Source organism: Nocardia sp. 348MFTsu5.1 (assembly GCF_000383535.1).
In the GTDB taxonomy this organism is placed as follows: domain Bacteria; phylum Actinomycetota; class Actinomycetes; order Mycobacteriales; family Mycobacteriaceae; genus Williamsia; species Williamsia faeni.
In genome coordinates this window covers 244,450-257,318 of the sequence record NZ_KB911509.1, presented here as the reverse complement: position 1 = coordinate 257,318, position 12,869 = coordinate 244,450, and the positions used below count along the sequence as shown (strand labels likewise).

General features: G+C 62.1%; 14 protein-coding genes. 6 read left to right on the top strand and 8 right to left on the bottom strand.

Annotated features, from left to right (window positions below; translation table 11 throughout):
• The first annotated feature begins 96 nt into the window (after positions 1-96).
• Complete coding sequence (locus tag H290_RS0101165; protein ID WP_051121853.1) at positions 97-633, top strand: hypothetical protein; 537 nt, start codon at positions 97-99, stop codon at positions 631-633.
• 37 nt (positions 634-670) lie between these two features.
• Here the strand turns inward: H290_RS0101165 and H290_RS30510 are convergent, their stop codons facing one another.
• The 3 genes from H290_RS30510 to H290_RS0101150 form a co-directional block, all read right to left on the bottom strand.
• Positions 671-862 (bottom strand): DivIVA domain-containing protein, encoded by a 192-nt coding sequence (locus H290_RS30510; protein ID WP_196809478.1) that lies wholly within the window; start codon positions 860-862, stop codon positions 671-673.
• 188 nt (positions 863-1,050) lie between these two features.
• Positions 1,051-1,659: a vitamin K epoxide reductase family protein gene (locus tag H290_RS0101155; RefSeq protein ID WP_020104918.1), complete on the bottom strand. Its 609-nt coding sequence runs from the start codon at positions 1,657-1,659 to the stop codon at positions 1,051-1,053.
• A gap of 47 nt (positions 1,660-1,706) precedes the next feature.
• Entirely contained in the window at positions 1,707-2,540 is an 834-nt protein-coding gene (locus tag H290_RS0101150) for a TauD/TfdA family dioxygenase (protein ID WP_020104917.1), read from the bottom strand.
• An 87-nt stretch (positions 2,541-2,627) separates the two neighbouring features.
• Here H290_RS0101150 and H290_RS0101145 point away from each other — a divergent pair, with 87 nt between their 5' ends.
• The 3 genes from H290_RS0101145 to H290_RS27470 are packed head-to-tail and all read left to right on the top strand — an operon-like array spanning position 2,628 to position 4,793.
• The gene (locus H290_RS0101145; RefSeq protein ID WP_020104916.1) at positions 2,628-3,545 is read left to right on the top strand and encodes a TIGR03564 family F420-dependent LLM class oxidoreductase; all 918 of its coding nucleotides are present in this window, start codon (positions 2,628-2,630) and stop codon (positions 3,543-3,545) included.
• A gap of 44 nt (positions 3,546-3,589) precedes the next feature.
• Positions 3,590-4,249, top strand: coding sequence for a PaaI family thioesterase (locus H290_RS27475; RefSeq protein ID WP_020104915.1), 660 nt, complete (start codon positions 3,590-3,592; stop codon positions 4,247-4,249).
• Positions 4,242-4,793 (top strand): hotdog domain-containing protein, encoded by a 552-nt coding sequence (locus H290_RS27470; RefSeq protein WP_020104914.1) that lies wholly within the window; start codon positions 4,242-4,244, stop codon positions 4,791-4,793. Before H290_RS27475 ends, H290_RS27470 begins: the two co-directional genes overlap by 8 nt.
• Positions 4,794-4,796: 3 nt before the next feature.
• On the opposite strand, the gene H290_RS0101130 is transcribed toward H290_RS27470, so the two are convergent.
• The 3 genes from H290_RS0101130 to H290_RS0101120 form a co-directional block, all read right to left on the bottom strand.
• Complete coding sequence (locus H290_RS0101130) at positions 4,797-6,089, bottom strand: amidohydrolase family protein (protein WP_020104913.1); 1,293 nt, start codon at positions 6,087-6,089, stop codon at positions 4,797-4,799.
• A 103-nt stretch (positions 6,090-6,192) separates the two neighbouring features.
• Complete coding sequence (locus H290_RS0101125) at positions 6,193-7,554, bottom strand: cytochrome P450 (protein ID WP_020104912.1); 1,362 nt, start codon at positions 7,552-7,554, stop codon at positions 6,193-6,195.
• A gap of 207 nt (positions 7,555-7,761) precedes the next feature.
• Positions 7,762-8,394: a TetR/AcrR family transcriptional regulator gene (locus H290_RS0101120; protein WP_028462622.1), complete on the bottom strand. Its 633-nt coding sequence runs from the start codon at positions 8,392-8,394 to the stop codon at positions 7,762-7,764.
• A 140-nt stretch (positions 8,395-8,534) separates the two neighbouring features.
• Between H290_RS0101120 and H290_RS0101115 the strand changes: the two genes are divergently transcribed.
• Positions 8,535-9,110 (top strand): nuclear transport factor 2 family protein, encoded by a 576-nt coding sequence (locus H290_RS0101115; RefSeq protein WP_036517779.1) that lies wholly within the window; start codon positions 8,535-8,537, stop codon positions 9,108-9,110.
• Positions 9,111-9,191: 81 nt separating this feature from the next.
• Positions 9,192-10,676, top strand: coding sequence for an aldehyde dehydrogenase family protein (locus H290_RS0101110; RefSeq protein ID WP_020104909.1), 1,485 nt, complete (start codon positions 9,192-9,194; stop codon positions 10,674-10,676).
• On the opposite strand, the gene H290_RS0101105 is transcribed toward H290_RS0101110, so the two are convergent.
• Complete coding sequence (locus tag H290_RS0101105; protein ID WP_051121852.1) at positions 10,673-11,698, bottom strand: dihydrodipicolinate reductase; 1,026 nt, start codon at positions 11,696-11,698, stop codon at positions 10,673-10,675. The two genes, H290_RS0101110 and H290_RS0101105, sit on opposite strands and share 4 nt — an antisense overlap.
• A gap of 62 nt (positions 11,699-11,760) precedes the next feature.
• Entirely contained in the window at positions 11,761-12,753 is a 993-nt protein-coding gene (locus tag H290_RS27465; protein ID WP_020104907.1) for a Rieske 2Fe-2S domain-containing protein, read from the bottom strand.
• Between the last annotated feature and the right edge of the window lie 116 nt (positions 12,754-12,869).

Below are 12,869 nucleotides of genomic sequence, written 5' to 3'. Positions count from 1 at the left end.
TTTCGCTCGTCGCGGGGCGCGGAGGATGCGATGGACCGGCTTCGGGCGATACCCGTACTCAGCTGTTGACCCCTGTCGTATGTAATGCTTTTCGTCATGGAGGAACGATTTCTGCGACTGATCGACAGCCTGCCGTTCCAGGGCCGTGGTACATCGACGCCCGAGGATATGTCGAGCCGGATCAGTGCTCTGATCTACGGCAATATCCTCGTCCTCGCGGCATTGATCCCGGTGACGCATTCGCACGACAGTTTCGGTATCGCGGTCATCGTCGGTGCAGCACTGACAACCTTCATCGCGCACTACTTTGCCGAACTCGTCGGACGGGCCGTGCGACAAGGCACGGTGGCTGACCACCAGATCCGGATGAGCGAGTTGCGGGACAGTCTTCCGATCTTGTACGCCGCGGTGATCCCGAGCCTGATCCTCGCGCTCGCTGTGTTCGGCCTGCTCGAACCCCGAACCGCCCAGTTGATCGCCGAGTTGTTCATGGTGGTTCGAATCGCGACGATCAGCTACGTGATCGAACGAATTCGTGACGAGAGGGTGACGGCGAAGACGCACTGGACCGCACTTGCGGTTGGTGGGGTGGCCCTGGTGATCGTCGGTTTGAAGGTGGCGTTGGGCCACTGAGTCCGACGGTGATCTGCGTCCGGTCGGCGCGGGGAGTTCAGGGGTTGGGGCGCTCGTAGCGCGAGAGGCGGTTGTGTAGCTCGCGGAGGGTTTCCTCGACTTGGTCGAGGAAGTTGTCCACATCGTCTTCGTTATATCCGCGTCGGCCCAATGGTGGCTTCCCGAATGCGGCCTTGCGTACTTCAGACGCGGTGATCAGGTGATGCGAAGAATTATCTGTGGTGTGCATGATGCCGGCCTCCTAAGGCTTGCCCCGACCCAGATAACTATCGAGCATAACGGCTTTACCATCATGCACAAGGTTGCGGTTTCGGCGTGATGTGCAGGTCCAGCGCCCGCACCCTCCGTCGAACGTGCCGAAATTCCCGTCGAACGTGCCGCAAATGCGCTGATCGCACGGGACTCAGCCGCTGTCTGTCAGCCCAGCGTCGACCAATACCACCAGAAATGCTGGATGATCAGGCCGACGATCGCGAGTATCCACAGGACCGGAATCAGGGAGTGGATGCTCAGCACCGCGTTCAGGATCTTTCGGGCCACACCGCCTCTGATGTAGTCGTCGGCGTTGCGCAGCGTCACGTACCAGAAAGCGACAATCGTGGCGACCCAGACCGCCATGCAATACGGGCACAGGGCGTCGATGCGGTAGAGGCTCTGGAAGATCAGCCATCCGATGAAGACGACGCCGGCAGTGAGTCCGGCCTGCATGCCGAGCATGATCAGCGCAGAGGTCTTGCGTCCCATCATGACCGCGATCGTCAGCAACGCCGCGAAACCGGTGATGCCCAGCAGCGAGTTCGGGAATCCGAAGACCGCCGCCTGGTCGGTATCCATGATCGAACCGCAGTTCAGTACCGGGCTGATGCTGCAGCTGGGCACGTAGTCCGGGTTCGATGCCAGCTCGAACTTCTCGACTGTGAGGGTGAACGACGCCACCAGTCCGACGACGCCGCAGACGCCGAGGATCCAGGGGAGAAGTCGGGGGAAGAGCACGGCTGGAGCGTCGTCGGTGGAAAGCTCTGTCACTGCCGCGTCGCCCTGCTGTTCATGACATCGAATCTACCTGCGAGGTTTCAGGCGACTGCTTCTTCGCCGACCAGCGTGGTCCGATGCATCAGCCGGCGTGAGGTCGCGGTGTACGGAATCGCGCGGTGGAGCATGCCGGTGTTGTCCCACAGGACGAGGTCGCCGCGATGCCAGTGATGACGCAACGCGAAGCGCGGTTGGGTGGACCAGTCGAGCAGACGTTTGATCAGTGCCTGGCCCTCCTCGGGTGACATGCCGACAACCTCGCCTGCGGTGGCGCCGATCAGCAGTGATTTGCGCCCGTTGCCCCGGGTCCACACCAGCGGGTGAACCCGGGTTGGAACCCGAGCCCAGGAGGCCCGCTGTTTGTCGGTGGGGTCCGGGTTGGCGAGCAGCTGCGCGGTGGCGAAGCTGTGGACGACCTGCAGGTCAGCGAACTGCGCCTTGTCCTCGTCGGGTAGCGCGTCGTAGGCGGCGTAGGTGTTGGCGAACTCCGTGTCGCCGCCTTCGGTGGAGACCTCGATCGCGGTCAGCAAGGTCCCCAACTGGGGGATCGCGTCGGTGGCGCCGTCGATATGCCAGTGAAAGGTGCCGGTGTTGTACGAGGCCAGGACGGTCTCCGCGGGGTCGAGGCTGATCGCCGAGACCTCTGGATGGTCTTTGCCGCCGCCCATCGGAGGTACGACCACCTCGCCGAGCAAGCGGCTCAGTGTCACCAGATCGCCGTCGCCGATATGGCACTCCCGAAACAGGACCACGCCATGGCGATCGAGTGCTGATCGGCACCACTGGGCCGCCTCGGCAGAGGCAAGTTGCGCGCCGGACACCCCGCTGACTTCGATGCCGATCGCGGGTGTGATCGGGGTGGCGGTATCGAACATGGTGGCTCCTTACGTTCCGGGACAGCAGATGCAATACAGTCGTATAGTCTCCCAGAATAACCATACCTTCAAAGACAGGCCGAAACGATGCGAATTGGATTGACCGGCGGCGCCTCGTCGACCGACAAGATTGTGGCGCAGGCGCAGCGCGCTGAAGCCGATGGCTTTACCTCTCTCTGGTACGCCAGCACGGTCGCCGGTGATCCGCTGGCGGCGCTGGCGGTGGCCGGTCGCGCCACCACGTCCATCGAGTTGGGAACCGCTGTTCTGCAGACCTATCCGGTGCATCCCCTGCTGCAGGCCAACCGGGTGGCCGCGGTCGCCGAAGCGATGGGACGTCCCGGTTTCACGCTGGGGTTGGGGCCTTCTCATGGCCCGCTCATCGAAGAGGTCTATGGATTGTCGTACCAGCGACCCGGCCGCAACACCGAGGAATACATCCGGATCATCACCGCACTACTCCGCGGCGAGGAGGTGGATTTCCAGGGACAGGACTGGAGTACCAAGAGCGCCGGCCGGATGACAACGATCAAACACCAGGTGCCCGTGCTGCTTTCTGCGATGTCTCCCCGGATGCTGCGTGTGGCAGGACAATTCGCTGACGGGACTGTGCTATGGATGGCCTCGGCGAAGGTCATCGAGTCCCAGATCGCGCCCGCGATCGGTGCTGCGGCATCGGGAGCCGGTAGGCCGGCGCCGCGGATCGTGGCAGGACTGCCGGTGGCAGTTCATGATGATGTCGCCGAAGCGCGGGCCGCGGTTGCCGCAACGTCGGGCATGTACGCCGGAATGCCCAATTATCAGCGCGTCATCAGCGCCGGCGGTGCCACTGACGCGGCCGACATCGCCATCGTCGGCAATGAGGAATCGGTCCGCGCCCAGCTGCAGAATCTCATCGATGCGGGTGCCACCGATGTCTGGGCGGCGATAACTCCGGTGGGTTCCGATCCCCGGGGGTCGATGCGGCGCAGCCGGGACCTCCTCCGTGACCTGGCGGCCGGGTAGCGTTCCACCCGACGCCTGCGAAGATTGTCGATAGGAGATGCGACGTGACCTCTACCGCTGATGCGGACCGATTCTTTGACGGGGCTGATCACGACGACGATCCGATCGCCCGGGCGGTGGAGTCGGTGCGACGGGTCACAGCTGGGCTGGTCAGAGCCGGTCATCGTGCGGACCTTTCCGAGATCGCCGGTCGGATACATGCCCTTGCCGATGATCTCGAGGCGCGTGTCCCCTCCGCACACGACCGGATGGAATCGATGGACCGAGAGGGCCGTGGGTCCTTGTACAGCCCGGTGGTCGGTTCGCACAATGCGATCGCACCACCGGTCGCAATGCGGGCGGCCGAGGGTGGTGCCGAGGGTTCGGTGACATTCTCGGTTGCCCATGAGCGAGCACCCGGTGTTGTCCACGAGGGCCTGGTGGCGATGCTCCTCGACGCGGCACTGGCCAACGCAAACGTGGTTGCCGGCGTGGCCGGCATGACCGCACAACTCACCATCCGGTTTCATCAGCCGGTGCCATCAGGGCAAGAATTGACGATCAGATCGCATCACGATCGGATCGACGGCCGCAAGGTGTACTCACGCTCGGAGGTGCGGCTGGGTGACGAGATGTTGGTGAGCTCGGAGGGATTGTTCATCTCCCCACGGAACGGCTCGGATGGGTTGTTCATCTCCTCGAGGAACAGGATGACAGATGTGTAGCGGCGACAACGGCCGGCGAGATCTCGAGTCGGCGGCCGACGGACTACGCCGGCTCACTGATCTGCTCCTTCGAGTGACCGATGATGACGGCGGGCCGACCGCCGTGGCAGACGAACTCGACACGATCGCCCGGATGCTCGACGAGCAGACTGACGATGAGACATCAGGTGTTCGGGATCCGGTGTCGGGCAAGGGAAATGCGATCGCGCCACCGATCGACATGGACATCGATGACAGCGGAAACGTCTCGGCGACAGGTCTTCTCGGATTGCCGTACCAGGGTCCGAAGACGTTGGTGCACGGCGGCATGTCCGCGCTGCTTCTGAGTCATGTCCTCGGAGCAGCCGGCACGGTGGCGGGAGAACACGCTGTGGTGCAGGAGTTGTCGGTGCGCTATCACCGGCCGACGCCCCTGTTCACCCCGTTGGAGATCTCGGCATCGCTGACCGATCCGGCCGGCGATCACGCGCGCGGTTCGATCGAGGTGGACGGGGTCACCACCGTGTCGGCGGAAGCGCGGCTCGCGCTCCCGCCGCAGCAGTGACTGTCAATCCTTCGCTCCTGAAATCTCTTTCGCCTTTGCCGCGAAATCGGCAAAGCTGGTGCCGGACTTCTCGCGGGTACTCCACGCATGGGTGCTGACGTCGTGTCCTTCGGCGGCTTTGCGTAGTGCCCCGACGGTGGCCTCCTCCCGGGGTACATGGGTGAACGGATCAAACGAGTACCACCGCATCGCGTTCTCGTAAGTCATCTTGTTGATCTCGGCGTCGGTGACGTTGTATTTGCTGAACACACCCTCGAGTTCCTCCGGAGCATTCGGCCACATCGAATCGCTGTGCGGGTAGTCCATCTCCCAGCAGATGTTGTCGATACCGATCTCGTTGCGCAACTGCACTCCGACCGGGTCGGAGATGAAACAGGTGAGGAAATGCTCGCGGAACACTTCGGAGGGGAGTTTGCCTTTGAAGTCCTGATTGGTCCACGTCGAGTGCATGTCGTAAGTGCGATCGATACGTTCGAGGAAATACGGGATCCAACCGGTGCCACCTTCGGACAGCGCGATCTTCAGGTCGGGGAACACCTTGATCGGGTTCGACCACAGCAGGTCTGCGGCGGCTTGCACGATGTTCATCGGCTGCAGCGTGATCAGCACATCCATCGGGCTGTCCGGAGAGGGAATCGACAACCGCCCGGACGAGCCGATGTGGACATTCATCACCGTGTCGGTCTCGACCAATGCTTTCCACAGCGGATTCCAGTGGTCGCTGTGAAAGCTCGGGTAACCCAGCGCCGAAGGGTTTTCGGTGAAGGTGAGCGAGTGCACGCCCTTCTTCGATACCCGCCGAACCTCCTGCGCGCACAGTTCGGCATCCCAGATCGCCGGCAATGCCATCGGAATGAACCGTCCCGGATGGGCTCCGCACCACTCGTCGATATGCCAATCGTTGTACGCCTGAACCAAAGCCAACGAAAAGTCGGCGTCATCGGTGGCGAACAACCGAGCGGCGAACCCGGGGAACGACGGAAAGTTCATCGTCGCCAGCACACCGCCGGCGTTCATGTCCTTGACCCGCTCAGCGGCGTCGTAACAGCCCTGACGAATCTCGTCGAGGCCCTGCGGTTCGAGGCCGTACTCCTCTTTCGGCCGCCCGGCGACCGCATTCAGGGCGACGTTGGGGATGACCGTCTCGCGGAATTGCCAGGTATCGCTGCCGTCGGGATTGTGGACAAGGCGGGGTGCATCGGCTTTGTATTTCGCCGGCAAATGGTTGTCGAACATGTCGGGTGGCTCGATGATGTGGTCGTCGATGCTGATCAGGATCATGTCGTCTTTGTTCACGCCCTTGCCCTTCCACTGGGGATGTGGCCGGCCGCCAGGGCCGGCTCAATACTGTACAAGCGTATTGTGATTGATGATTGTTGTGGGCGAATCGTCCGAATTGTCAGACGTGGATACGGGCCTGCTCTTTGCGTTCGGTCACCGGTCGGGCGAGCTCTTGTTCGACGCAGATCCGTTGCAGATTCTCCAGCGTCTCGTCCAGACCTGCGCCGACTCGTGGGCCAGGAGTGAATGTGGCCGGTAAGTAGCGCATCCCCTGGATGACTCCGATGGTCTCGTAGTGGACGGTATTTTCGGGCACGCAGCGATAATCAGGCATTCGATCGAGCACCGCGCACAGCATCGATTTGAACACTGTGCGAGCAAGGTTGGAACCGATACACCGGTGCATGCCGATCCCGAAGCTGAAATGTCGATTGCCGGTGCGGTCCAGGACGATGTCATTCGGATCGTGGAAGATCTCCGGATCGCGGTTGGCCATCGCCCAGGACAACCAGAGCCGGTCGCCTTCCTTGAGTTGCTTGCCATCGAGTTCCAGATCTGCGGCGATGGTCCGCCCGTCGCCGGGCGCCGGGGTGTAGAAGCGTAAGAACTCTTCGGTTGCCGGGTCGAGTAGATCATCGCGGTCGCGACTGAGCACCTCACGCTCGTCGGGATTTTCCGAGAGCCATTCCAGGGCATGGGCTGTCAGCGCCGTGGTGGTGTCGAAGCCGCCTCCGATAAGCAAGTTCAACATCCCGAGCAGTTCCATGTCGGGGGCGGGTTCGCCATTGACGCTCAACCCTGCCAACGCGTTGATGATCCCGGGGCGGGGCTTGTCCCGAATCTCGGCAAGGTTTGCAAAAAGATCCATGCCCATGGCCATGTACAGCTCCAGCACACGCGGCGCGTCCGGTGAATCGGGTGCCGTGTACACCGAGGCGTGCGCCGGTTCGTTGTACATTTCCCACTTCTGCAACGGAATACCCAGCATTGCGAGTGTGACCACGGCGGGGACGATGTTGGCCAGATCGTCGACGAAGTCGATGTGGCCGGTCTCGATCTTCTCATCGAGGCAAGCGCGCACCACATCGTCGATGAACGGCTCCCACCGCTTGATGGCGGCGGGCGACAGGTAGGGATTGAGTGCGCCGCGATAGATCTTGTGCTCAGGATCGTCCATTTCCAGCAAGCCGCCGCGGATGCTGACCTCCATCATCTTGGGTATCGAAATGCCTTGGTAGCCGCGACGTTCACCGTTGACGTCGTGGTCGGCAGATACGTCAGCGCTGCGGGCGAGTTCGAATACAGCGCGGTTGTCGGCCGCGACCCAGTGCCCGTTGTAGGTATCGGACCACGCGAGGGGGCACTTGCTTTGCATCTCCTCGGTGATATCGGTGAACCGCTCGCGGTATTCCGCGGTGTGGCGATCGAAGTGGTAGCGGGGCATCTTCCGGTCGCTGTCGCTGCCTTGATCAACACTCATACGGTGTCTCCTTTCATTGAGTGGCAACTGGTCTGGTGCCCGCCTGGTTTCATAGAGGCTCCTCGAAGTGCTGTACATACGTACAGCTAGGAATGTGTATAGCACGGTGGCGCACGCCGCGGTACGGAAATGCGTCAGCCGATGATCGCCGGCATCGAATCCCAGCCGCGCACTATGGAGCTGCGTGCCCGGCGGGGGTCTGACGGGTCAGCTTCTGCCGCGGGTGGCGCTCTTTCGGCGACGAGTGGATTTGGCCGGTTCAATCGAATTGATGAACGTCTCGAACGACGCGACGACATCTTTGTGGGAAGCCGTGATCCCGGCTCCCTTTTCCAGATTGAGCAGCTTGGGGATACCGGAGATCAGGACCACCAATCCGCCGGCATCAAGGGGGAACTCGGCGTTGCCTGTGGTGGCCGACCGCTCGGTCAGGACGTCGAGTTGGATCTGCCGAATCCGTGCGGTGACCTGCGCGATCTCGGCTCCGATGGCGGGTCGGTGGTTGCCCAGTGCCATGAACTCGGTGACGAGGGCGCCCTGTGCCTCGGCCCAGCTGAACTCCCACATGACGTGCAGCGGTTCTTCCGGCCGTGCCTGTAGTGCTTCGCGTAGGCGTTGCTCGTTTTCCGCGGTGCGTCGACGGATGGTCGCGAGGAAGATGTCGTCGAGGGTGGGGAAGTAGTACTGGACGAGGCTCGGTGTGACGCCGGCCTTGGCGGCGACCACCCGATAGGTGACGCTCGGATAGCCGTCGGAGACCATGATCTTCTCGACGGTGTCGAGGATGGTGTCCCTGGTCTTCGACGTTTCGGCGCCTACGCGCCGGGCCGTTGGTGGCATGTTCACAACCTGTCTTCTCGAGAGTCCCGCCATTTTCGCACCTCGTCCGCGCTGTACAACCGTATGGTGAGTGTCGGGTCGGTCGCAGCCGAATGAGCCATGTGACGGTCGCCGATCCGCACCGAACAGGAAAGCGCGAAATGGAGAAACTCTTGACGCTCGAATCGACTCTGGAACAGTTGCAGGCAGATGTTCGCTACCTCAAGGACCGCACCGAGATCCTGGACTGTGTGGCGAGGCATGCGCGCGGATGCGATCGCCACGACATCGACCTCATCACCGCGGCGTATCACGACGATGCTGTTGATGAGCACGGGTACGCGTCCAATGCGGGCCCGGAATACGGGGAGTGGGCCAACCGGGTTCACGCTGAGACGTCGCTGGTGCACACCCACAACATCACCACCCACTCGTGCGACATCGATGGTGATACCGCCCATGCCGAGAGTTACGTGCTCGTGGTCCTGATCGGCACTGACGGCACCACCGCGCAGTTCATCAGTGGTCGCTACCTCGATCGGCTCGAGCGTCGAGAGGGGCAGTGGCGCATCGCGATTCGACGGTCGACCGTGGAAGCGATGTTCCTGGGTGACGCGCGCGTACTCAAGTCGTCGTTCTTCACCGAGAAGGGTTATCTCGTTGGCACCCGTGATAGAAGCGACCTGTCGTACGAACGGCCCCTGAAATTGGACATTCCGGCACCTGCGCGGTGGTGATCGGGGTACCGTTGCCCGCGGCGCGACCGCGTGTTCTGCGTTCTATGATCCCCGGACATGTTCTGCTGCAAGGAGATAACGATGACTGACGTTCAGGTCGAGACCGGGCTGCTGGCCGGCGATCAACGCATGCTGATCGACGGGGAGTTGCAACACACCGCAAGCGGCGCGCTCTTCGACGTCGTACATCCGGGTTCGGAGCAGGTGGTGGGCCAGGCGACCGACGGCACCGTCGCCGACATGGAACGCGCGGTGGGTGCTGCCCGTCGGGCCTTCGACGAGACCGACTGGTCCCACAATGTCGAGTTCCGGTACCACTGCCTCACGCAGTTGTACGAGGCACTCGTCCGAAACAAGGAACGGATTCGCCGGATCGTGGTGACCGAGGTGGGTTGTCCGGTCAGCATGACCGGCAGTCAGGTCGATTCCCCGATCGAAGAGGTCAAGCACTGGGCGGAGTACGGTCGCGCGTTCAACTATCTCGAGGACACCGGCGTTCACGAGACGGTGATGGGGCAGGCGCGGCACCTGATCCACTACGACCCGGTGGGGGTCGTCGGAGCGATCACGCCCTGGAACGTGCCGTTCTACCTGAACATCGCCGAGACGGTGGCGCCACTGATGGCCGGGAACACCGTTGTACTCAAGCCCGCTCAGTGGACACCCTGGTCCGGCACTGAACTCGGCAGAATCGTGGCCGAGGAAACCGACATCCCGGCCGGGGTGTTCAACGTTGTCGTCTCGAACGCCAACGAGGTGGGCGCAGCGTTGTCGGCTGATCCGCGGGTCGACATGATCACGTTCACCGGGTCCACCGCCACCGGCCGGGCAATCCTCGCGGCCGGTGCCCCGACGGTGAAGAAGGCGCTGATGGAACTCGGTGGCAAGTCTGCCCACATCGTCTGCGATGACGCCGATTTCACCGCGTGCCTGCCCATGGCCGCGATGATGGCCTGTGCGATGTCGGGACAGAGCTGCATCCTGCCCAGCCGAATCCTGCTGCCGCGTAGTCGCTATGAAGAGGGTTTGGCGATTCTTGCGGCCACCATGGAGAACATTCCGATGGGTGACCCCTGGCAAGAGGGCATCATGCAGGGACCACAGATCAGCGAGACTCAGCGCAACAAGGTCCTCGGCCTGATCCGGTCGGGCATCGACTCCGGTGCCCGGGTGATCATCGGCGGTGGTACTCCGGAAAATCTGCCGACCGGCTATTACGTCCAGCCGACGTTGCTCGCCGACGTCGATCCCGATTCCCAGGTGGCACAAGAGGAGATCTTCGGCCCGGTCCTCTGCGTGATCCCATACGACACCGACGAGGACGCCATCGCCATCGCCAACAATTCGATCTACGGATTGTCCGGGGAGGTCAGCAGCGCCGACAACGACCGGGCGTTGCGGATTGCGCAGCGGCTGCGGACCGGCAGCGTCACCGTCAACAGCAAGTCGTTCTTCGGTATCACCAGCCCGTTCGGCGGAACCAAACAGAGCGGACTCGGCAGGCGCAACGGCGACTTCGGCTTCAAGGAGTATCTCGAGATGAAGACCATCGGCCAGCCTGTCTAGACCTTGAATCGACCCGCGAATCCTCGGAGCGGCAGATCGGCGCTCGTGAGGATGCCCGGTCGTGCTTCGACAACACTCCGGATCGCGTTGAGGGCCGGAAGTCCGGTGACAGTCATGCCGATTGAGGCGAAGTCTTCCGGATTATCGAGTTTCACACCTGGTTTCGGGAAGATCATGTGCTTGCTGTAGATGTTCGGGTCGCCGGAGATCTGGGTGATGTAGCAGCCCTTGATATCCCAGGAGGGGCTGGTGAAAGGGGTCATCTGCCATTCGAGATGCGATTCGATACGTGGTATCCCGTCGACCAGGCCCTGATACTTGATGTAGTTGGCGCCCAACGAACCTTTGGGTAGCTGATACCAGCCGAGATCGACATCCTTGGTACAGGCGCCGAGCTCGTAGGAAAAAGTCACCTCGTCGAGTTCGAGATCGAAACAGTCGGCCATGAGATAGACGCTGTCGGCGAATACCCGGGTGTACTTCTCGAGGGAGCCCGGGATGGACGGGTCGTCGACCGATACGCCGTAGCCGACTTCCTTCCAGGTGTCGACCGAGTGATGGCAGGAGACGTCGACCGATTCGATCACGGTGACGTTCTCGATCTCGGATACGTCGGCGCTGTGCACGATCGCGAGAATCTGGTTGAGACCGGGATTCATGCCGGTGCCGTAGAACGTCGACCCCCCACGCAGGCATGCGTCCTGCAGGACCTCGGACACCTTCCGCCCCGACGGGTGGGGATGGTTCTGGTTGCGATGGTGCCCGGTGATCCAGTCGGCGGTCGTGACGATGTTGATCCCGGCTTCGAGGACCTTTTCGTATAGTGCCTCGTCCGGAAACACCCCGTGGAAGGTGAGTACATCGGGCCGGGCGTTGATGATGTCCTCGATGGTGCCGGTGGCCGTCACACCGATCGGATCGAGACCGGCGATCTCGCCGGCGTCGCGGCCGACCTTTTCTGGTGTGTAGCAGTGCAATCCGATCAGCTCGAGGTCGGGGTGTTCGCCGATGCGCTTGATCATCTCGGTGCCGACATTGCCCGTCGCCACCTGGAAGACGCGGATCGGATCGGCCTTGGATGTACTCACTGGAGTCCTTTCGAGGGATAGAACTGCGTCGCCCACTGCCGCAGTTGGGTGAAACCTTCGTATTCGCCACGGGACAACGCCGGTGGGTCGGAGTAACGCTGATGAGACCAGATGTGGATGTCGGCGACGAACTGCTCGATCACGGCGTCGGCGAGAAACTTTGCCCCGGAAGGTATCTCGGTGCGGTCATCGCCTGCCTTGCGGCCGATCCAGACACTGAATCGGATGTCCGAGGTGAGGTCGTCGACGGGGGTCACCGCGGTGAGTGTGCGGTTGTCGATCATGCCCCAGCTCTTGGTCGCGGCGACTCCCAGCCCGGCGTTGATCGCCTGCACGCCGCTGTTGACGTCTTCGGCCCTGGTGTTCTCGTCGAAGGCGATGGTGAAGTCGACGTAGGAGGTGGGTTCGGTGAAATCGTGCCGGGTGATGTCCGGCATGAACGGGACCTTGTGGACGAACTTGAAATGCGCGAAGTCCACGCCGTTCTCCATGACGTATTGCGGATGCAACTCCAAGCCCGGGCGAAACAGTGTGGCCGCGGGGTAGGAGGGGTAGTAGTCGGCGGCGGTGCAGTTGTCGTCGAATCCGGCCAGGACGTCCGGTACATCGAAGTACGGCGGGGCGCCATCGACGTCGTGCCAGATGAAGATCGATTCGTTCAGTTCGGCCACCGGATAAGTCCGGATGCGCCGGCCCTTGTTCGGGCGTTTCTCGTAGGGGATGCAGACGTTGCGGCCATCGCTGTTCCACTCCCAACCGTGAAATGGGCAAACGATGCGATCACCTTCGACATGTCCGCCGTACCCGAGGTGGGCGCCGAGATGTTCGCAGTAGGCGTCCATGACCGACACGTCACCGGTGGCGGATCGCCATCCGACCATCTCGGTGTCGAAGTACTTCATCTTGTGGACCTCGCCGACCCCGATCTCGGCGGACCACGCCACCTGAAACCAGCCGGTGGGTTTCATCGGCAGGGGAGTTCTGGCCATCTGGCATCCCTTCGTCCGGCAGTCGCCCGACTCGATCTGTGCAGAATCGTAGTGGGGTCTGTGAAAAAAGAACAGAGGGTTCGGTGAAACTAGGTGAGGGCGCGCGCAACGGATAG